18 protein-coding genes are annotated in these 20,259 nt (G+C 44.2%); 5 read left to right on the top strand and 13 right to left on the bottom strand.

The annotated features are described in order from the left end of the window. The first annotated feature begins 83 nt into the window (after positions 1-83). The gene (malQ, locus tag ACTRWI_RS00970; protein WP_499128591.1) at positions 84-2,264 is read left to right on the top strand and encodes a 4-alpha-glucanotransferase; all 2,181 of its coding nucleotides are present in this window, start codon (positions 84-86) and stop codon (positions 2,262-2,264) included. Positions 2,265-2,445: 181 nt separating this feature from the next. Continuing rightward, on the top strand, positions 2,446-4,623 hold the full coding sequence (gene glgB, locus ACTRWI_RS00965) for a 1,4-alpha-glucan branching protein GlgB (RefSeq protein ID WP_499128588.1): 2,178 nt from the start codon (positions 2,446-2,448) through the stop codon (positions 4,621-4,623). Between the two features lie 44 nt (positions 4,624-4,667). Here glgB and ACTRWI_RS00960 read toward each other — a convergent pair whose 3' ends face one another. The 6 genes from ACTRWI_RS00960 to ACTRWI_RS00935 form a co-directional block, all read right to left on the bottom strand. After that, complete coding sequence (locus tag ACTRWI_RS00960) at positions 4,668-5,171, bottom strand: hypothetical protein (RefSeq protein ID WP_499128585.1); 504 nt, start codon at positions 5,169-5,171, stop codon at positions 4,668-4,670. Positions 5,172-5,386: 215 nt separating this feature from the next. Next, complete coding sequence (locus ACTRWI_RS00955) at positions 5,387-6,226, bottom strand: energy-coupling factor transporter transmembrane component T family protein (protein ID WP_499128582.1); 840 nt, start codon at positions 6,224-6,226, stop codon at positions 5,387-5,389. Further along, positions 6,223-7,917, bottom strand: a complete 1,695-nt coding sequence (locus tag ACTRWI_RS00950; RefSeq protein WP_499128579.1) for an ABC transporter ATP-binding protein — start codon at positions 7,915-7,917, stop codon at positions 6,223-6,225. Before ACTRWI_RS00950 ends, ACTRWI_RS00955 begins: the two co-directional genes overlap by 4 nt. Before the next feature lie 6 nt (positions 7,918-7,923). Next, a complete protein-coding gene (locus ACTRWI_RS00945; protein ID WP_499128576.1) occupies positions 7,924-8,472 on the bottom strand; it encodes an ECF-type riboflavin transporter substrate-binding protein in 549 nt (182 codons plus the stop codon). Positions 8,473-8,774: 302 nt separating this feature from the next. Beyond that, positions 8,775-9,905, bottom strand: coding sequence for an HlyD family secretion protein (locus tag ACTRWI_RS00940; RefSeq protein WP_499128573.1), 1,131 nt, complete (start codon positions 9,903-9,905; stop codon positions 8,775-8,777). Beyond that, positions 9,905-10,300, bottom strand: a complete 396-nt coding sequence (locus ACTRWI_RS00935; protein ID WP_499128570.1) for a DUF3302 domain-containing protein — start codon at positions 10,298-10,300, stop codon at positions 9,905-9,907. The genes ACTRWI_RS00940 and ACTRWI_RS00935 overlap by 1 nt, the downstream gene beginning before the upstream one ends. A gap of 246 nt (positions 10,301-10,546) precedes the next feature. Between ACTRWI_RS00935 and ACTRWI_RS00930 the strand changes: the two genes are divergently transcribed. Beyond that, positions 10,547-11,449: a DMT family transporter gene (locus tag ACTRWI_RS00930; protein WP_499128567.1), complete on the top strand. Its 903-nt coding sequence runs from the start codon at positions 10,547-10,549 to the stop codon at positions 11,447-11,449. Positions 11,450-11,544: 95 nt separating this feature from the next. Here the strand turns inward: ACTRWI_RS00930 and ACTRWI_RS00925 are convergent, their stop codons facing one another. The 6 genes from ACTRWI_RS00925 to deoD form a co-directional block, all read right to left on the bottom strand. Then, on the bottom strand, positions 11,545-11,754 hold the full coding sequence (locus ACTRWI_RS00925) for a diguanylate cyclase domain-containing protein (protein ID WP_499128564.1): 210 nt from the start codon (positions 11,752-11,754) through the stop codon (positions 11,545-11,547). After that, complete coding sequence (locus ACTRWI_RS00920; protein ID WP_499128562.1) at positions 11,717-12,478, bottom strand: hypothetical protein; 762 nt, start codon at positions 12,476-12,478, stop codon at positions 11,717-11,719. The genes ACTRWI_RS00925 and ACTRWI_RS00920 overlap by 38 nt, the downstream gene beginning before the upstream one ends. Continuing rightward, entirely contained in the window at positions 12,478-13,311 is an 834-nt protein-coding gene (locus tag ACTRWI_RS00915) for a hypothetical protein (RefSeq protein WP_499128559.1), read from the bottom strand. Before ACTRWI_RS00915 ends, ACTRWI_RS00920 begins: the two co-directional genes overlap by 1 nt. 42 nt (positions 13,312-13,353) lie before the next feature. Beyond that, a complete protein-coding gene (locus ACTRWI_RS00910; RefSeq protein WP_499128557.1) occupies positions 13,354-13,845 on the bottom strand; it encodes a hypothetical protein in 492 nt (163 codons plus the stop codon). A gap of 185 nt (positions 13,846-14,030) precedes the next feature. Next, positions 14,031-15,500, bottom strand: a complete 1,470-nt coding sequence (locus ACTRWI_RS00905; RefSeq protein ID WP_499128554.1) for a transposase — start codon at positions 15,498-15,500, stop codon at positions 14,031-14,033. Between the two features lie 82 nt (positions 15,501-15,582). Then, a complete protein-coding gene (gene deoD / locus ACTRWI_RS00900) occupies positions 15,583-16,293 on the bottom strand; it encodes a purine-nucleoside phosphorylase (protein WP_499128551.1) in 711 nt (236 codons plus the stop codon). 384 nt (positions 16,294-16,677) lie between these two features. On the opposite strand from deoD, the gene ACTRWI_RS00895 reads away from it, so the two are divergent. Beyond that, the gene (locus tag ACTRWI_RS00895; RefSeq protein WP_499128548.1) at positions 16,678-17,637 is read left to right on the top strand and encodes a L,D-transpeptidase family protein; all 960 of its coding nucleotides are present in this window, start codon (positions 16,678-16,680) and stop codon (positions 17,635-17,637) included. 152 nt (positions 17,638-17,789) lie between these two features. Here the strand turns inward: ACTRWI_RS00895 and ACTRWI_RS00890 are convergent, their stop codons facing one another. Next, entirely contained in the window at positions 17,790-18,056 is a 267-nt protein-coding gene (locus ACTRWI_RS00890) for an Lpp/OprI family alanine-zipper lipoprotein (protein WP_499128546.1), read from the bottom strand. Between the two features lie 361 nt (positions 18,057-18,417). Here ACTRWI_RS00890 and ACTRWI_RS00885 point away from each other — a divergent pair, with 361 nt between their 5' ends. Continuing rightward, a complete protein-coding gene (locus tag ACTRWI_RS00885; RefSeq protein ID WP_004737728.1) occupies positions 18,418-19,749 on the top strand; it encodes a DEAD/DEAH box helicase in 1,332 nt (443 codons plus the stop codon). Positions 19,750-20,259: the final 510 nt, after the last annotated feature.

Raw genomic sequence — 20,259 nt, 5'->3', positions numbered from 1 at the left:
ATTGCCACAAGCTAATTGATTAGTAACAGATTAAATAACAACCCTACAAAATTGAAAGCGTCAGAACGTTTTCGGAGAGAGCGATGAAAGAACAGACCGTATTAAAACAAGTCGCAGAAATGGCAAACATTGCCGACAGTTACGTTAGTGCATGGGGCGATGAAGCACAGGTATCAGATGAGACAATTACATCTCTACTGGCTTCGTTGGGCTACGATACAAGCAGCGATGATGCACTGCTTAAGTCAGCAGAAAGAAAACACAAAAAAGATGTACTAGCCCCAGTTCTTGTCTTGCGTGATGGTGAGCCAGTAGAAGTGGCGCTGAATCTCGGTGTGAGCGCTCGTGAGAGTGAGTTCAGCTGGCGTTTAGAGACCGAGCAAGGAGAGGTACTTGAAGGCTATCTTCAATCTCAAGTCGTTCGTGATGAGCGTGCAGAGGGTGGCCCTTTAGTGTTTGCATTGCCAAATGATCTGGCATGGGGTTATCACAAGTTAATTGTGAGCCGTAAGCGCCGTAAAAAGCCTTACAAAATGACGCTAATCATTACGCCAAAAGTGTGCTTTAAGCAGTCGCCAATCGAAGAAGGCAAAAAGCTTTGGGGGCCAAGTGTTCAGCTTTACACGCTAAGAACTCAGCATAACTGGGGTATTGGTGATTTCGGTGACCTGAAACAGTTGGTGGCTGATATCGCGTCTCGCGGCGGTGACTTCGTTGGTCTAAACCCGATTCACTCTCTGTTCCCTGCGAACCCTGAAGGTGCGAGTCCATACAGCCCTTCTTCACGTCGTTGGTTGAACATCCTATACATTGATGTGAGCTCAGTACCTGAGTTTGCATTGAGCGCTGAAGCGCAACAAACAGTAGGCAGTGCAGAGTTCCAACAGCGCCTTCAGAAAGCGCGTGATGCACACTGGGTGAACTACACCGAAGTGTCTGAGCTGAAGATGAGCATCTTGCCTCTGCTATTCACAGAATTCAAAACTCGTCACCTCGACAAAAACAGCGATCGCGCACAAGCATTCTTAGCGTTTGTTGAAGAAGGCGGTGATAGCCTGATGCACCAAGCAGCATTTGATGCTCTGCACGATGAATTGCATGCTGAAGATTCTGGTATGTGGGGATGGCCGGTATTCCCTGAGAAATACCGCACATTTGAAAGCCCAGCGACTCAAAAATACATCAAAGACAACCTAGATAAAGTACATCTTTACATGTACCTACAATGGCTAGCTGACTGCCAAATCAACGATGCTCAGTCATTGGCTGAAGAAAAAGGCATGGCGGTTGGCCTGTACCGAGACCTAGCGGTAGGCGTTGCGGATTCTGGCAGTGAAACTTGGGCTGACGAAGGCAACCTAGTGATGGATGCAAGCATCGGTGCTCCACCAGATATTCTTGGTCCACTCGGTCAAAACTGGGGGCTTCCACCGCTAAACCCAGAAGTACTTCAGGCGACGGGTTACGATGCTTACATCAAGCTACTACGCGCAAACATGAAGCACTGTGGCGCATTACGTATCGACCACGTATTGGGCCTACTACGTTTGTGGTGGATTCCAAAAGGTGAAGATGCAACACAGGGTGCTTACATCTACTACCCAGTTCAAGACATGCTAGCGATCTTAGCGCTTGAATCACACCGCTACCAATGTTCTGTAATCGGTGAAGACTTGGGTACTGTACCTGATGAAATCATCGATATCCTAGCGGATGCTGGCGTTCACTCATACAAGGTATTCTTCTTCGAAACATCTGAGGATGACGGTGGCTTCATTTCACCAAAACACTACGCATCACAATCAATGGCGGCGCTGTGTACACACGATATGCCGACGCTACGTGGCTTCTGGCACTGTGATGATCTGAAGATGGGTCAAGAGATTGGCCTGTACCCAAATCAAGAACAGCTAAATGGTCTGTTTGATGATCGTCTTGAGTGTAAGCAGGGCATTCTAGATTCTGTTGCATGGCATGGTTTCCTACCGGATGGTGTAGGTCGTGATGCGAGCCAAGTGCCAATGGACTCTTACCTAGCTGAAGCGCTACAACTTCACGTTGCAGCAGGTTCTTCAACGCTTCTAAGTGTTCAATTGGAAGACTGGCTAGAAATGGATCAGCCAGTAAACATTCCAGGTACGGTAGACGAATACCCGAACTGGCGTCGTAAGCTATCGATGAACCTTGATGAGATTTTTGCTCACGATGGTGTTAACCGTATTGCTTCTCGTTTGACCGAAGTTCGTGAAAAAGCGGGTAACTAATATGCTTGAGTGGCCTGATAATACTGAGGTTTTTGCTTGTTGCATAAGAAACTATAATCTTGGTCACTCAAACGTTTGCGTACGTCAGGTACAATAGATCGTCGTTATATTGCCCGCATCCATAGCGGGCATTTTTATTTTATATTTTTTGGATGTTTGGTTAGGGAGAAAGGTTTTGGAAATGAGTTCAATTTCAAAGCAAGAACAAATATATACCCAACTATCACAGGCTTCGTTTGCTGACCCATTCTCATGTTTAGGTCCGTATCTGTCTTCTGATGAAGGTGCATTGCGCGTATGGATCCCGGGCGCAGACAAAGTTGAGTTGATTGTTGGAAAGGAACCTCGTATTGCGTTAGAGCGAGAGAATGAAAGTGGATTCATTCTTAAGCAAAAAAGAGACTTGCGTTTTACTCACTACAAGCTCGCAGTTGATTGGGCGGGAGTAGAGCAGATCATAGATGATCCATACCAGTATCATGAGTTGTACGCGAGCTATGAAGACCTTCACACACCTAAAGATATGTACCATCACATGGGGGCTCAGTTTGTTACGCTAGAGCGTGATGGTCAGACAATTTCTGGTACTCGCTTCTTGGTTTATGCACCGCATGCAACAGCGGCTAGCTTAGTCGGTAACTTCAACTCGTGGGATGGTCGTCGCCACCCAATGCAACGTTTAGACTACGGTATTTGGGGCTTATTCATTCCAGACTTGGAAGAGGGCGCTCAATATAAGTTCGAATTAAAAGGACCAAATGGTGAAGGCTTACCTCATAAGGCTGACCCATGGGGTTTCTACTCTGAGCAGTACCCTTCTTTCTCTTCTGTGACTTACGATCACGCTCGTTATGAGTGGCAAGATACCAAATGGCAAAATCGCCCAGTGACAGAGAAACGTAAAGAAGCACTGTCGTTCTATGAATTACATGCTGGTTCTTGGAAGCGCAATGCTGAAGGTGATTTTCTAAACTACCGCGAGTTAGCAGCAGAGCTGATCCCTTACCTCACCGAGCTTGGTTACACTCACGTCGAGTTGATGCCAGTTTCAGAGCACCCGTTCTATGGTTCATGGGGCTACCAGCCTGTTGGTCTTTTCGCACCAACGAGCCGCTTTGGTTCTCCGGATGATTTCAAATACTTTGTCGACCAATGTCATCAAGCTGGTCTTGGTGTTGTACTTGACTGGGTTCCAGCACACTTCCCAAGTGATGACCACGGCTTAGCTAACTTCGATGGCACACCGTTGTTCCACGACCCAGATCCACGTCGTGGTTGGCATCAGGATTGGAACTCGTACATCTATGACTTAGGTCGCGAACACGTACGTCGTTTCCTAGTGGCAAACGCGCTGTACTGGTTCGAGCAATTCCATATTGATGGTATTCGTGTGGATGCCGTAGCTTCAATGCTGTACCTCGATTACTCGCGTAGCCACGATCAATGGATTCCGAATGTTGATGGCGGCAATGAGAACTACGACGCCATCGCGACATTGAAATGGATGAACGAAGAGGTCTACAAACACTTCCCGAATGCGATGACCATTGCGGAAGAATCGACGGCTTTCCCTGGTGTTTCTGCACCGACTTTTATGGGGGGCTTAGGCTTCGGCTTTAAGTGGAACATGGGTTGGATGCACGATAGCTTGTCTTATATTCAAGAAGATCCAATTAACCGCAAATACCACCACGATACGATTACTTTCCCACTGGTTTACGCACACAGCGAAAATTACGTGTTGTCACTGTCTCACGATGAGGTGGTTTATGGTAAAGGTTCTATCCATAACAAAATGCCAGGTGATGAGTGGCAGCAAACGGCTAACCTACGCGCATACATGGGTTACATGTACGCACAACCGGGTAAGAAGCTTAACTTCATGGGGGCTGAGTTTGGCCAGACAGCAGAGTGGAACCATGATGACCAACTGCAGTGGTTTTTATTAGACTACGAACGTCACCAAGGTGTCCAAAAGCTAACGAAAGATCTGAACCATCTTTACCGTAATGAAGCTGCGATGCATGATTTGGACTTCGACCCACGAGGTTTTGAATGGCGTCTTCAAGACTCAGCAGAGGCGAGTATCCTGGCTCATGAGCGTATCAGTGAATCAGGTGAACGCGTGCTAGTGGTTTCGAACTTTACGCCAGTACCACATGAGCATTTCCGCCTAGGTGCTCCGGAAAAAGGTAAGTACAGCCTATTGCTCAATACTGATGATGTTAAATATAACGGCAGTGGTTATGGCGTGAAAGAAGTTGTCGAGATCGAAGCCGTTCAGAGTGAAGGGCTGGGTACCTCGATTGAGCTGCGCCTACCGCCATTGTCGACTATTTTTTACAAGCTGAACCCGTAATGTAATCCGACACAATGTGAGCTTAGATAGCACAAAAGGGAACCTTATGGTTCCCTTTTTCTATTTGAGTGTCTCGTTGAGTGCTGCTTGAAGTTCGTAAGGTAGAGCATAGAACGTCCTACTACGGTTTCAATAATTCTAATGGAGTCAGTTCCAAAGCTCTCAAGCATTTTATCTCGGAATACACCATCAGAGCTGATATTGAATTCTTCAGGGCTTTTGACCTGAGACGCGTGAAAGAACATCAACTTGATCACGTATCGGAATTGTTCATCATCGAGAGCGTTTTGCCATGATTGAACAAACGCTTCCTCAGATGAGAAGTCTAGACTCTCTATAACAATCGATAGCATGTGTTGGTGTAACACGGAGCGGATAGCACGAGTTGATGGGTAGTAGCCCTGAAGCGCCGTTAAACTAATGCCAATTTCTTGAGCAATCCTTGCATAAGTTAGTGCTTCATGTCCTTCAGCTAGAAAAAGGCTTAGTACGATCTTATCGTAGTGCTTTTGGTTTTCTAGTTTCTGTACTTGGGTAATTCGAGCCATTACAAATCCCTATCGAGTGCAGCATTCTGTAAACGTGTATGTTAAGAGCTTCTAGACTAGAATTTAAACCAAAGATGTGAGGCAATGGTCAGTTTATCGTCAAAATCCGATGGTTGTGGTTTGTGCGGTTAAGTTTTGCTGAAAAATGGATGGGTAAAACACAAACACCGCCCTATTGAGCGGTGTGTCATTTTAACTGGTTGTTTAGCTTGATACTAAAATGGATACCAAAACAATGCTGGTTCAAGAATGCGTTTTGCGATAGCCAATATCACGATTAAACCGATGATAAATAAACAAATAAAATCGATGCATTTTAATGTTGCGTAGCTATACCAAGTGCGAGACTTGTGTCTGCCAAAGCCACGCAGCGTCATAGCATTCGATATTTCATCTGCTCTATCTAGGCTTGAGAAAATCAATGGTCCTAACACTTTAGCAACATTTTTAATGCGTACTAGAAGTGGTGCTCTCTTGGAAAGTTCAACACCACGAGCTTGTTGGGCATGCATGATGTTGACGAAATCCTTCTTAACTTCTGGCAAGTAACGTAGCGTTAAGCTCACCGCGTAGGCAATCTTGTAAGGAACCCCAATGCGGTTGAGACTAGCAGCAAACTCAGTCGGGTGCGTTGTGAATACAAAGATCAGCGCAATCGGAAACATACTCATGTACTTAAGAGTTACGGTCACCAAGTAAAACAATGTCTCTTGGCTCAACGAGTAGTTACCTGGTAATGTTAATAATAAAGTTTCGCTGCCGATGAGCTCAGTACCTTGCTGTGGTGCCAACAGATACATGAACAAAGCGTTTAGGCTTAGCACACTAGCCGTACCCAGCAACAGAGGCTTATACACCCTAACAGGCACTCTGGTTAGCTTGAGTAGATAAAGCCCCGTCAGGATGAGTAATGTGATTAACCGTAGGTCGAATGTCGTTAAGACAACAGTCACCCAAGCTAAGAAAAGAGCAAATTTAGTGATACCGTTTAACGCATGCAGCGGTGATTTGGTATCAATGTAGTTGATGCCGAATTTTACTTTTGATGCATTCATAGCGAGTTTCTCTCGTAGTCGATGAAGTACTGCATAAATGCATTGGTGTCGTCGATTTTCATCATGGTCGCGAGTTCATAAATACTGGTGGTACAGAGGTTTGCCCGCTCTAGAAGCGATGGTTGGCTGAACACCTCAGTCATGTCTGCGTTAGCAATCAGCTTGCTGTCAGCAATTACGATTGAGCGTGTGGTGTACTCTAGAACCAGGTGCATGTCGTGTGAAATGATCACGACGGTGATACCTAACTCGCGGTTAAGCTTTTGGATAAACGCCAGCATTGAGGTGTAATTACGGTAATCTTGACCCGCAGTTGGTTCATCCAAGATCAGAAGTTCAGGTTCCAATACTAAGATAGAAGCAATCGTGACGCGTTTTTTCTGACCGTAACTCAGCGCTTCGATTGGCCAATGGCGGAACTTACTCAAGCCACACAGCTCAAGAACGTTCTCAACTTTCTCTTTGATTTCCTGCTCTGCAACCCCACGATTACGCAGACCGAATGCAACTTCATCAAAGATCATATGATGAGAGATCATATGATTTGGGTTCTGCATCACAACGCCGACTTTCTGGCTTCTTTCGAAGATAGAAAGCTCTGACAGATCTTCACCGTTGAGGTACGAAGAGCCAGAATCTGCGTCAATCACACCCATGATAATCTTTGTGATAGTCGATTTACCTGAGCCATTTTTGCCTAAGATTGAAACGAACTCACCTTTGCCGATCTTAAAGCTAACATCTTCTAGAGCGTTCTTCTCACCATCGTAGGAGTAAGTCAGACCGTGGACCTCAAGCAAAGGTTGGTACTGTTTCTCGGCAACTGGAGTTGGGCGTTCTGCAAACCAAGTTTGAACTGCAGGACGGAACCTCTTGTAATCGAGAGCTTTCAGGTTTGATAGCTTATCTTCACTGGTCAAAGATGCTTTCGCTGCCTTCAGAGCAGATAAATAAAGTGGTTCACGAATACCATGTGTTTCAAGCAGTTCAGAAGCTAAGATTTCATCGGGTGTCATGTCCGCGACAATTTCACCGCGCTCCATCAAGATCACCCGGTCTATATCGCGGTGAAGAACATCCTCAAGGCGATGCTCGATGATTACGATGGTCTTGTTAGTTTCTTTATGAAGCTGGTCGATGATTTCGATAGTCGCTTTACCCGTTTTCGGGTCAAGGCTAGCCAAAGGTTCATCAAACAACAGGATGTCAACGTCATCAACTAAGATGCCCGCTAATGACACGCGTTGTTTCTGACCGCCAGATAAATCATGTGGCGAGCGATCAAGCATATCTGCTAAGTCGACCATTCTTGCTGTCGACTTAACCAGAGGGTACATATCAATGTTCGACACTAACTGATTTTCCAGCGCGAATGCGATGTCTTCGCCAATACTCAAACCGACAAATTGGCTATCAGTATCTTGTAATACTGTGCCGACTTGCTCGGTATAGTCGTGCATAGAAAAATTAGAGATGTTCTTGCCGTTGATCTCTAGAGACCCAGTCACCTCACCTTTGATAGCATGAGGAATCAGACCGTTAAGGCATTGACCTAGGGTAGATTTACCACTACCACTTGGTCCAATAATGACGATTTTCTCTCCTTTCTCTATCCTTAGATTGATATTTTTTAGCGTCGGTTTATCCAGCGACTCATATCTAAAAGAGAAGTTCGAAAATGCTATAGTCATTATCGCTTATGCCTCAGTCAGGTTACGGCTTTGTTTGTTGCGTTTAGCGACTGATTTTAGGATCAGCAAGCCAACAACAGCGATCAGAACAGTGTTACCCGCTGCAATGATAGACAGTTGAGTGAAGACTTTAGTAAACGGTTCTGCATAAAGGATGGTATCTAGGAATGCTGAACAGCCGTAACCGACCACATTACCGGCAAGGGCAAGTACCACAAACAGCGCGAAGTCTTTCACAGGCAAGTCACCTTCCTGAAGGCGGTTTTTGGTCAACATCGGGAATAAACCGATGATCATACCCACAATACCTGAGCCTAATACCCAAGTTAACCATACACCCCAGCCTGCGAATAGGTCTGTTACCCAGTGGCCAATGAAGCCTACTAAGAAACCTACAATTGGGCCGAACAAAACAGAAAACAGTGCTAACACCGCCATTGCTGGTTTTAATGTTGTATTAGCGAACACTGGGACACCAAACATAGGTAAACCACCAATGCCATACAGTGCTGCGCCAATGGCAATGACAACCACTGTTTTCGCTGAAAAGTTCATAGGTAACCTCAAATACTGAAAGATAAAAATAACAAAGAACGTATATTCGCCGTTTTTAATAGGTATCTCATCGAGATCGTTTTTTAGGCAAATATAAAAAATAAGGCGCGCATTATACAGTAGAACCCTTCCATAAGGGAAGGTAAGTGTCTAGATGTCTAAAATTCCATCCAGATACGTTTATATGATGTAAAAAGCGGTGGTTTGTGGTTAATCAAGCAACAAAAAAACCAGAGCAGGTCTGGCTTTTTCATTCAGATTAACAGTGTGTTAAGTCAATTCTTGAACAACCTATATCTGGCTTAGTGATCTAGGTATAGGTAGTTCTGCCAACTCTTCATGCGGATAAGTACTTTCCGCATGATAGATACATGAGTGAAGCTATCTGAATAAACTGCAACTTCTACTGCTGTACCCATAGGCAAGTGGAAATCAGATAGGTCATCAGTAATGGTCAATTTAACGAACACACGGCCATTAGTGCGTAATGCCTCAGTACCCAGTAGCGCACCTCTCGCTTGGAATTGGCTCTCACCGATGGCTGGAATCACTTCTTCGATGCGTCCTTTGAATACTTTGCCTGGTAATGCTCTAAACAGGAACTCCGCCTCGTAGCCTGGTTGTAAGCGCTGCAAAGAGTTTTGTCTAAAGGCTGCAGTGTAGAACTGCTCTTCTGTGTGAACAAAGGTCATCACCGGAGCCAGTGGAAGTGGTACGGCCATAACACCTGGACGCAGAGCTAATTGAGTAACGTAGCCATCTGTAGGCGCTCTAACCACAGTCTGTTCTAAGTTAAATTGAGCTCTACGCAATTCTGCTAATAGGCTTAATACTGCTGTGTTTTCGCCACCGATCTCAGAATCCAAAGTAACTCTTGCTCTTTCTAAGGTCGCATCTGCCACTTTAACCGCAGCTTCTGATGCTTTATAAGCTTGTCTGCGAGTATCCAGTTGTTGCTCAGTAAAGGCGCCACTGTCGTAACCGCGTTTATAACGAGAGAACTCACGCTGGGCTTTGTCTCTCTCAGCAATGGCTTTGATTCTTGCTGCTTCTGCTTCAGCAACATCAGATTCCATTCCAAGCGCACCTTGGCTCGCTTCTTTTACTTTAGCCTCTAACCTTGCGACTTCAGCCTCGAACGGAATAGGATCGATTTTAAAGAGGATATCGCCCTTTTTCAGAGGCTTATTTGCCTCTACTGCTACTTCTATTACTTTACCTCTAACACCGGAAACGACAGGAGTTGTTGAGTAGACTTGGTTACCAATCTGAGTGAAAGGGTGGTTGTAGTTCATCAGTAAGATTAAGGTACCGATGATGATCACACCGCCAAGAACGGCAGTAGGGACAGTCCATTTATTTAGCGGAATGTTGAACACCTTAAAAATGGTGATACACATTGCCGCATAGGTCATTATCAGCAGTAAATCCATTACTTAACCTCCTGATCTTGAGCTTTATTTTGGTCGTTATCTTGCTTGCTTTGCTCTGGCTTTGCTTTCTTGAGCTGTGATATTTCTTCCCGAAGAGTGCTCACTTGGTCGATTAAAGTATCAACGCGGTGGTGAATATCGTGCTGTTCTTCTTCGAGTTTGGCAAAGCCCCACCCACGATCTTTACGCCATAACGTCGCCCAGATCCAAAGAAACGGCCAGATAGTGTGTAGAGTGAAAAGACTAACCCAGCCAGAGACATGAATTGCATCTTGATGAGGATGATTGCGTCCTTTCGCAATTTCATAGGGAATATCGTGAATGACTATGATGCCGTAGAAGATGACTAAGGCTACGAAAATCAGCAGACCGAGCGCAAAGTAGTCTAAAAACATAACAGATCCTTGTGATGTTAGATATTAGTTATAAATATAGTAGGCTATCATCCAAGTAATTGTTATCAATGTGATTTAACGAGTTATAAATAATGTTTTTGCTTCTAATGTGAGCGATGTCATTATTGGAACCTATAAAATCACTCTCTAATGTATTGAGTTATTTCTGTTATCTTATTTGTCATACAGACTTAATAGTGATCGTTAAAATATGCATGATGCACATAACCACAAGGATAAATACAAATGTATATTGGTGAAATAGCGGCGATCGGTGCTGCTATCGTGTGGGCGTGTGCGACTTGGATTTATGGGCAATTTGGGCATCGTTTCTCAGCAATGCAGCTCAATATCGTCAAGGGCTTGGTTGCTTCAGTCATGATGCTGCTTGTGATGCCGCTATTCCCAATGCCCGATTTTGAACTGAGTGCTAATCACTTTTGGATATTGGCGATTTCAGGCTTTATTGGAATCGCAATTGGTGACAGCGCGTACTTTGCTGCTTTGAAAAGAATCGGTGCCAACAAGACACTGCTGCTTGAGTCTTTAGCCCCGCCTCTTTCTGGCGTACTGGCGTTGATGTTCTTGGGTGCTGCGTTGACATTTCAAAGTTGGCTCGGTGTCGTCATCACAACGTTAGCGGTGACCTTTGTGGTGTTTCAGCCATCTAATTCGGTGAGTGACGATTCAACTAACCAAACGCAATGGAGCGGCATTGGATACGGGCTAGTAGCAAGTGTGTGCCAAGCTTCAGGTGTAGTCATTTCTCACTACGCTTTGGTTAGCGGTGATATCCCACCATTGTTGGGGGCTTTGATTCGCCTGATAATCGGGGTATTTGCGGTGATGATGATTATTCCTTTTGTCGAGCGTAAACCTTATTCATCAATCAAAAGGGATTTATGGGATATGACTAAACTCGACAAGCTATGGTTACTCAGTGCCATTTTTGTTGGGACATTTCTCGCGCTTTGGTTACAACAAATTGCTTTAAAAAATGCCAATCCCGCGATAGCTCAAACATTGATAGCGACCAGTCCTGTCTTTATTCTGGTGATCTATGCGTTGAAGGGGGAAAAGGTCTCGAAGCAGAGTCTGATGGGCACGCTTGCCGCAATAGGGGGAATATCTTTGTTCTTCTATCAATAACGTCTTTTTATGAATAGACAAAGCTCGAAGCAAGTTTTATGTTGCTATTGGATAGTGCCGAGCATGAGTGGTTCGGCATTACTTTAACTACCTCATTATTCGGTGTAGACTTGGTTTCGACCGTTTGCTTTTGCACGATACAAGGCTTTGTCTGCTCGATAGAAGGTTCGCTGTGTATTCTCTCCTTCACGATGCATCGTGATACCACTACTGACTGTTAAGCCACGCTCACCGAGTATTTTGTGCCAACTAAATTGGAAAATGCGTTCACGGTAATTCTCTGAGTGCATTTCTGCTTTTGCCATATCGGTATTCTCTAGAATGACTAGGAACTCTTCCCCACCGAATCTGACACAGGCAACGTAGGGCTTCGTGATACTTCTTCTTTACACGGAACACTTTTGCTTGGTATAGCAATATTTGCGCAGTCAGTCGTTTGTTGCTGACCAGAATGCTGAGCTCTTCACACTCATTGAGCAGGTCACTTGCTGCAGTAATCCTATTCAGTAGTACTAGGCTCGCCACCATATGAAGCTTGAACTTAAGACGAAGTGAGCGACTACTTATCGCATGGTCAATGCTGTTTATTTTCTGGTAATAGCGGAGAGCTCGGCTGTGGTCGCCATAAGCGTCACACAGGTTACCCATGCCTAGAATTGCCATTACGTATTCATCGATATAGCCATGTTCAACGGCGATGGATGACGAGCTAACGAATTCATTAAGTGCTGAAGCGAAATCCCCAACTTCTACCAAGCGATCACTTAGGCTGGTTTTGACGGTCAGTATATCTTCTATATCTGTTGGTGAATTTAATAGATTGAGCGCCAGTCTAAGCTCTTCAATTCTGGTTTGGGTTTGTTGCAGTTCAGCGCGATATTCCGAACTAATAATATAGCAGTGCGCTTGCTCGGTTTTGGTTGTCGAAACATGCTGGCGAATATGATTCCAGAATGTGATTGCTTCTTCACCTGAAACGGAAGAGGGATCTAGACCGGCATCGGTGATTTTACTAAGTAGCGTTTCCATCAAACTCTTACCTCGGCATCTTCTTCAAGTTGTTCAAGAGTGAATGGGAACGTCAAAATGTCATTGAGGCTGACGGTTGGTTTTGAACCTTTTAATCCTCTTTTATGCCATGGATAAATATCAAGCATGGTGCTTAGAGTTTGGAAGGTTCGCTCTGCGGCTTCGCCTTTTTCAGAGAACATGAACGCAACACGCTCGGAACTGAGCCGTGCAATGAAGTCATCTTGATTACATAAGGTGTGAGCAATTTCGGTACAGACATCTAAGTAATCGGGATCGACATGTTGAAACATGATAATGCTGTGGTTTGAACGCTTAAGCTCTGTTTTGAAGAGAACCAGCTGCTCCCACCAAAAGGTTTCAGACACAACATAAGAGGGATGTTTTTCAAGGGCATACCCGTGTTGGCCTCGAATACGGTTGATGAGTTTTCTCGCTCTCTGTTCGAGCTGGCGTTTTGAACTGGGCGCTTTATCTAAACCCACACGGGTGGTTTGTTCTCGAAGCATACCGATAGAATATTGACGGTACTTCTTAAAGGCGATCAAAGCGGCTTTAAAATCTTGATTTTCTTCTGCGACCAAAGATTGCTGATAATAGATTTGGCTGAGCAGTTCACCATTATCAAATTCGTTTGCTGACTCTTCCGAAAGCCTAAGTAACTCCGCAGCTTGCTCTGGTCTTTTTCTGAGTAACTCTAAGCGCTCAAGCCCAAGTAGTGCAAGGCCTCTGAAGTCCCACACCTCAGCGTGCCAAGTGTTGTCTTTGTGTCCTTTTAACGCATCTTCCGTACCATCTAACACCGACAGCATTTCAACATAGTTGTTGAGCAAGTAGTAATCCCACGCGAGCAGGATTCTTGCTTTGCCTTCAAGTCAACCAATACGGCTGTTGTTTGCCACTTTTACCGCGAGTTGGTGTGTTGAATGAGCCAGCTTATATTCGTGAGTCACTCTCCAGATGTTGCCCAGACCAATGAGGCATTCGATCTGGATTTGAACTTCATCTCCTAGTGCAGATTGCTCTAATGCATTGATCCAGAACTGTTGTGCAGAGTAGTATTTGGCTTGTCCCCAATATTGGAGCGCATGTAAGTGAAGGATTTCAGGAAGAAAAAGGTCGGTGTCTAATCGACTTTGGCGCTTGTAGGCTTCTTTGACGTACTTTAAACCTTTTTGGTAATCCATCAGGTTCCAGCAACACCTTGCCATCAATATAAGCGATTGGATTGCTCCTTCTTCAAACAAAACTTGCTCAGATCTGACGAGGCATTGCTGAGCAATCTCAAGGATCACCAGTGGTTCAGAGTCGACACGAGTTTTGAGTTGTTCTAGTTCTGTTTCAAGAAGGTACTGATTTTCGTCCAATGCTTAGATCCGTCATTATCGAACATATTGATAACACAATCATTATAAGAGTGTGATTTAGGATAAGCACCAATTATCTTTCTTAGAGTACTAAAGAAACACGTATCTTTTCTAATTATGGGTGTTACCTCATGTTGTTACCTAAAAATCAATGAGTTCCCAAATAATCATCTAGAGGTACGTTTCTATGAAAGTAGCTGTTTTAGGGTCAATGGCTGTTCCGCTACACCTAAGCGCTGCGCAGCAGTAAGCCCTTGCTTATCTTGGTAGCACAGATTGTGCCAAGCTCTAAATATGTCGAGTAATGGAAGAATGCCACCAGGACGAAGCTTACGTCTAGGTTCATTAATAAAGCTATCAAATAGCATCTGAAAACGCTCTTGATAAAACTGAGTTTGTTGAATTGAAGCGGTATTAAACCACTGTTTTGGCTCTGGATTGTTGCCCGTTAGATAGCAGATACCTTTCTGCTTATCACCTTGATTAGCAATAGCCCAACGATCGCGCCACCAACTCATATGAACGATGTCGATCTTTTCAAAAATGTGATCGTCTTGCCAGCCGGTATCTTCTTCTACGTACATAAGGTCAATATTTTGACTCTGTATGCGCGGCAAACACACGCTTAGAGCAGCAGATCTTAGTAATGGATCTTGTGGCATATAGATCGCTACGTGCTTAGTTTCATCACACATGTCTAATACATGCAGGAAGTGAGCATAAGACGTATAAGGCGGTCGAATTAGCGCCCCTTTTGACGGGTAACTAAATACAGTGAGGTTACCCATTGGGTCCTCAACGTTGCCTCGCGCCAAAATAACTTGGTATTGTTGCTCGATACGCCCTTTAAGCTTGTCAGAGCGTTGCGGTAGCTCAAGGTTTGCCTCAGAAGAGTGCTCTTTGGATACAAAGCGTGCCACATCATCATAAGGGTTGTGGTCAACGTTACCTGAAGGCTCTTCATTTTGTGAGTAATTCACATGTTGGCAAAGGATGTATCCAGAGTGTGCTTCACCAGTGGCGATCCAAACCACGCCGTTGTTACTTTGCGGTTGCAAACACTGATAGTGAGAGGCGAACTGGTAATCTTTGGCATGGTTAACCCATCGAGCATCAATCATCGCGAGTTTGCGACGACAACGGCTAGCGATATGGTCAACATGATCATAGAAAGTCTTTGGATTGATCTCTAATTTTCTGCAGATTTCACGAACAGAATATCCCATGAACAATAAGCCCATGAGGTTCTCTTGGAACTGGAGTTTTTTATTGGAGCCAGACCACTTATCAACGAAGGTAGATTGGCAGTCTTTGCATCGATAACGTTGCCTGTCGCCACTGTAGCCAAAGGCATGGTAAAGGTGTTTGTGAGTATGAACCGATAAGCCGAAGTTATCGCAATCATCATTTCGACAGGCGGGGAGCCCATCGCTGTGAAGTTGTCTCAGGCGATGAAGTTCGCTTAACACTCCACGGTTGTTAAGTAAGGGGGGGAAAGCTCCACATTCACGACAAACCATCGCTGGACGCTTAGGGTTAGCATGTTGCAAAACATAACGTTTTGCATCGCTCAAGCCAAAGTTGTCACACGCCAATGTTTTACAAAAGTTGAGTTGCAAACCATCTGCATCTTTTGGCAGCTTGTCGTTAGACACGATCTCCCCCTCGGGATTATTTGAGCAGCCAAGTGAACTTGGCTGCGGGGTGACGCCTTTCAATGGATCTTTTATCAAATTGTTAGATGTTGATTGCAGTCTCTAGAGCGACTTTCATCATCTCATTGAACGATTTTTGACGCTCTTCTGAGCTTAGTTTTTCACCACGAATGATGTGGTCAGATACTGTTAGGATAGCAAGTGCTTTCGCACCTAGATCTGCTGCAACGCCATATATACCTGCTGCTTCCATATCAACGCCAAGGACGCCTAGCTTTTCCATTTTTTCGAAAATGTCAGCTTCTGGAGTGTAGAAAAGGTCGGAAGTGAATACGTTACCAACTTTAACGGGAACTTCCTGTACACGCGCTTGTTTTACCGCTTCTTCTAAAAGACCGAAATCAGCTATTGCCGCGAAGTCGTGATTATTGAAACGAATACGGTTCACTTTTGAGTCTGTTGACGCACCCATACCAATGACAACGTCCATTAGTTTAACGTCGTCACGCACAGCACCACAGCTACCTATACGGATTATGTTTTTTACACCGTACTCCGCGATCAGCTCATGTGTGTAGATGCAAGCTGATGGGATACCCATGCCGTGGCCCATTACAGAAATTCTCTTACCTTTGTAAGTACCAGTATAGCCAAACATGTTACGAACGTCACAAACTTGCTTTGCATCATCAAGGAAGGTTTCTGCGATTAATTTTGCGCGAAGTGGGTCACCCGGCATCAGTACGGTTTCAGCAAAATCACCAGCTTGAGCGTTAATATGTGGTGTAGCCATGATCGTTCTCCAAAGTTTAAGCGGTAATTATAGGAATTGTGTTTAATTAATTACCGATTCTGTTGAATTGAATTCTTTTTGTTGGAGCAATACTAGCGAGTTAAGTAGAGCCTCCATGAGATGTCAGTCACAAAATGGGTCTGCTGCTATCATTTCGTTAATATTAATAACTAAATCTGTTGAAAGTGTAAAGGCAATCGATTTTGTATCGATAAATTAAAGGTCAGATAAAGGCAGCGCTTATACGAAAGAGCAATTGCATATGGTGTTTGAGGTAACAATACATTGTAGAGATGTTTGATCAGCGATAATCTAAACTTTGATAAAAACGTCAACCCAAGGAATGGTATGTTATATTGCCCTAACTCGACGCTTATGTACTCCATGAAAACATATATAGGTAAGATCGCTTTGCTCGCACAGCGAACGACTAAGTGTAGTGTGAAAGGGGCTTTGATTGCAGCAGGAATTGCGTCGTCGTGGGCCTCTGCGGCAACTTTTGAGCTTCCTCCGAAAGACAGCCGTATTGTTGGTCGGATACAACAGCATGACGTTGCTGCAGGTGAAACATTAGCCATCATTGCCAAGCAATACGATATCGGTTTTCTTTCTTTAATGGCGGCAAATAAAGGCGTTGATCCTTTTCTTCCTCCTGAAGGTTACGTGTTAAGTATTCCTAGCAGCCTCATTCTTCCTGATATCCCAAGAAAAGGGATAGTGATCAACTTGGCTGAGCTTAGGTTGTACTACTTTGATCCAGAGAAAAATCAGGTTCATGTATTCCCTGTCGGTATTGGCCGGATTGGACGTGATACTCCTGAGATGATTACTAAAATCAGCCAAAAGAGACCAAACCCGACCTGGACGCCGCCTAAGTCAATCCGTGAAGAGTATCTAGAGAAAGGCATTGAGTTGCCGAAAGTTGTTCCTGCAGGGCCAAACAACCCTCTAGGTGAGTACGCGCTGCGACTTGCGTATGGAGCGGGGGATTACCTGATACATGGTACTAATAAGGACTTTGGGATTGGCCTGCGGGTTAGCTCTGGTTGTATCCGTATGGAACCTAAAGATATCGAGTGGCTTTTTGAGCAGGTGATCCTCGGTGAGCAAGTGACGATTATTAATGAGCCGATCAAGGTGTCACTGGAACCAGATCGAAGCGTGTTTGTTGAAGCGCATGAGCCATTAACTCGAAGTGACGGTTCTAAGAAATCACTACAAATTCCTGTTGAGCTGAAGTGGTGGCTGGAAGATGCAGATTTGCCTAATTCAAAAGCCAAAGCGGTTATCTTTGCGCAAAATGGTGTACCTGTTGAAATCGCTCCGCCTGTGATTGAGTTCTAAGGTATTTCCTCAGACATGAGGCAGTTCGCTCTACTAGACTCGCCAATTCTCCCAAAAAAACAAAAGCACCACATTTATGAATAGGTGGTGCTATCAATTTACTGCTTTTGCGACTTATTTAACTGATAGCTTAATCGCGCTTAAATATCAAACTACTTAGTGTAAGACTCAGCGATGTTGTCGATACGGTCGTTAGCACGATCCGCTTCTTCTTTTGCTGCCATAGCGGCTTCAGAAGCTTCTTGAGCTTTCATTTCTGCTGCTGCTTTATCACTCTTAAGTGCTTCAATTTCACTTGTAAGCTGAGCGACTTGATTCGTTAGTTGATCCATTTTTGACACTGCAGCTTCTTCTGGCTCTGAAGAACAACCAGCTAGAATGAAAACTGAGGCTGCAGCGCCGATTAACGTCTTATTCATGAGAACTCCTTGCTTATTTTACATCAAAAGATGCGCTATACATTCTTTACCATATAGTCGCTTCATTAATGATTGTAGCGACTAATTTTTTAAGCGCAAAAACAATAACTAAAGAAATTGCTAAATTTTTGAGGTAATTAGCTGAGCATCACGTTCTGTCTCACTTATGAGATAGCTTATTTTGAAGAACTTTGCCTCTGGTTTAATAGAGGCAGCCCTTTGGTGTCAACGCATACAATGCTCTAAATAACTTTGTTAGTAAGGATAAATTTACTGTGATCTCTATCCTTATAAAGCATTTTCGCGGTATCATGTCGCGTTAAAATAAACTTATTCAATACCATCATGACTGGAGAGTCCTTTGCACTTTAAAGATTTAGGCTTAGATAACCGCTTACTGAAGAACTTAAAACATTACGACTTTAAGAAAGCGACAGAGATCCAATCGAAAGCGATCCCTGTTGCTATTGCCGGTAAGGATCTATTGGCTTCATCAAAAACGGGTTCAGGTAAAACATTGGCGTTTGTTTTGCCAATGATTCACAAAGCATTAAAAACCAAAGCGTTTTCTGCTCGTGATCCTCGTGGTGTAATCTTGGCTCCTACTCGTGAGTTGGCTAAGCAGGTATATGGCGAATTGCGTAGCATGCTGGGTGGTCTGTCTTACGAAGCGACTCTTATCCTAGGTGGCGAGAACTTTAATGATCAAGTTAAAGCACTGCGTAAATACCCTCGTTTTATCGTAGCGACTCCTGGCCGTTTAGCCGATCACCTAGAGCACCGTTCGCTGTTTCTAGATGGTGTTGAAACACTGATCCTTGATGAAGCTGACCGAATGCTTGATCTAGGCTTTGCGCCTGAACTGCGCCGTATTGCTAATGCTGCGAAGCACCGTCGCCGTCAAACCTTGATGTTCTCAGCAACGCTTGATCACGCAGAAGTGAACGATATTGCTAATGAGATGCTAGACGCTCCTAAGCGTATTTCTGTGGGTGTATCGAATGAGCAGCACCTTGATATCACGCAGAAATTCTACCTGTGTGACCACTTGGATCATAAAGAAGCGATTCTAGACCGAGTACTGGAAGAGGCTGAGTACCGCCAGGTTATGATCTTCACGGCAACTCGTGCTGATACTGATCGTCTAACCGATAAGCTTAATGAGAAGAAGCTAAAAGCGGTTGCACTGAGTGGTAACCTAAACCAAACGCAACGTAATGCCATCATGAGCCAGTTCGAGCGCGCGGTTTACAAGATTCTAGTAACAACAGATGTTGCGTCACGTGGTATTGATATTCCAAACGTGAGCCATGTTATCAACTTTGATATGCCTAAGCACACTGAAGAGTACGTTCACCGTGTTGGTCGTACCGGTCGTGCTGGTAATAAAGGTGATGCAATCTCTTTGGTCGGTCCAAAAGACTGGGACAGCTTCAAGCGCGTTGAGCTTTACCTGCAGCAAGATCTTAACTTCTCAGTCCTTGAAGGCCTTAAAGGTAAGTTCAAAGGCATCAAGCCTCGTAAGCCAGCCTTCAAGAAGGGCGGTCCAGCTAAGAAAGCGGGCAAACCTCAAGCGAAGAAGACAGCGAAGAAGCCAGTTAAACGCGATAAGAGTTTTCACCAAAATGTGGCTGTGGGTGATAGCGTGTTTATTCCTAAGAAGAAAGTCGCGCCAAAAGTGGACGACGAGTAATTACTGGCCAGTTTAAAAGCTTTATTGATAAAGTTTAGATAAATAAAAACCGCCTAAATAGGCGGTTTTTTTGTATCTGCAGTTTATGTAAACCACTGATACTTAGTTTTTCATTTGGTATTTGAAGATATAGAGCTGTCGCTAATTCACTAGAAATTAAATGTAGAGAGCGAATAGGCCAAGATATGGTTGGCAATATATTTATGAGTAGCGGTAGTAGGGTGTGTTAAGCCCCAAAATACATAGTTATCTGAGCCATAGGTCGCACAGTCATTGGTTAAGCTATGGCTTCGTAAGTAGTCAGCAGCGGAGATTAAGAGTCACAATTACCCCGTCATCTTGGTTAAATATTAATTTAATCAGTATTTTATTGTTATTTTTGTTGATTGTTATTCGCCTACTAAATGTTCATTCCTTTTATTTATTTCCTGTTCAACATCACAAATATCGAGCCACCCTTTTTAGTTTTATAAAATTATCACCTAAGTTTTGATGCTCAACAGAGGTCTA

The sequence above is a fragment of the Pseudoalteromonas sp. G5_S1_14_S5 genome (genome assembly GCF_054968605.1).
The sequence above is the reverse complement of the archived record's forward strand: the minus strand, read 5'-3'. Positions and strand labels throughout refer to the sequence as shown.

Bases quoted from the DNA above. Each gene is read 5' to 3' on its own strand.
- ACTRWI_RS00950 (WP_499128579.1), bottom strand. From the start codon at position 7,917: ATGACTATAGCATTTTCGAACTTCTCTTTTAGATATGAGTCGCTGGAT.
- ACTRWI_RS00940 (WP_499128573.1), bottom strand. From the start codon at position 9,905: ATGGATTTACTGCTGATAATGACCTATGCGGCAATGTGTATCACCATT.
- malQ (WP_499128591.1), top strand. From the start codon at position 84: ATGAAAGAACAGACCGTATTAAAACAAGTCGCAGAAATGGCAAACATT.
- ACTRWI_RS00960 (WP_499128585.1), bottom strand. From the start codon at position 5,171: ATGGCTCGAATTACCCAAGTACAGAAACTAGAAAACCAAAAGCACTAC.
- ACTRWI_RS00930 (WP_499128567.1), top strand. From the start codon at position 10,547: ATGTATATTGGTGAAATAGCGGCGATCGGTGCTGCTATCGTGTGGGCG.
- ACTRWI_RS00890 (WP_499128546.1), bottom strand. From the start codon at position 18,056: ATGAATAAGACGTTAATCGGCGCTGCAGCCTCAGTTTTCATTCTAGCT.
- deoD (WP_499128551.1), bottom strand. From the start codon at position 16,293: ATGGCTACACCACATATTAACGCTCAAGCTGGTGATTTTGCTGAAACC.
- glgB (WP_499128588.1), top strand. From the start codon at position 2,446: ATGAGTTCAATTTCAAAGCAAGAACAAATATATACCCAACTATCACAG.
- ACTRWI_RS00935 (WP_499128570.1), bottom strand. From the start codon at position 10,300: ATGTTTTTAGACTACTTTGCGCTCGGTCTGCTGATTTTCGTAGCCTTA.
- ACTRWI_RS00925 (WP_499128564.1), bottom strand. From the start codon at position 11,754: ATGGCAAAAGCAGAAATGCACTCAGAGAATTACCGTGAACGCATTTTC.
- ACTRWI_RS00945 (WP_499128576.1), bottom strand. From the start codon at position 8,472: ATGAACTTTTCAGCGAAAACAGTGGTTGTCATTGCCATTGGCGCAGCA.
- ACTRWI_RS00955 (WP_499128582.1), bottom strand. From the start codon at position 6,226: ATGAATGCATCAAAAGTAAAATTCGGCATCAACTACATTGATACCAAA.
- ACTRWI_RS00920 (WP_499128562.1), bottom strand. From the start codon at position 12,478: ATGGAAACGCTACTTAGTAAAATCACCGATGCCGGTCTAGATCCCTCT.
- ACTRWI_RS00895 (WP_499128548.1), top strand. From the start codon at position 16,678: ATGAAAACATATATAGGTAAGATCGCTTTGCTCGCACAGCGAACGACT.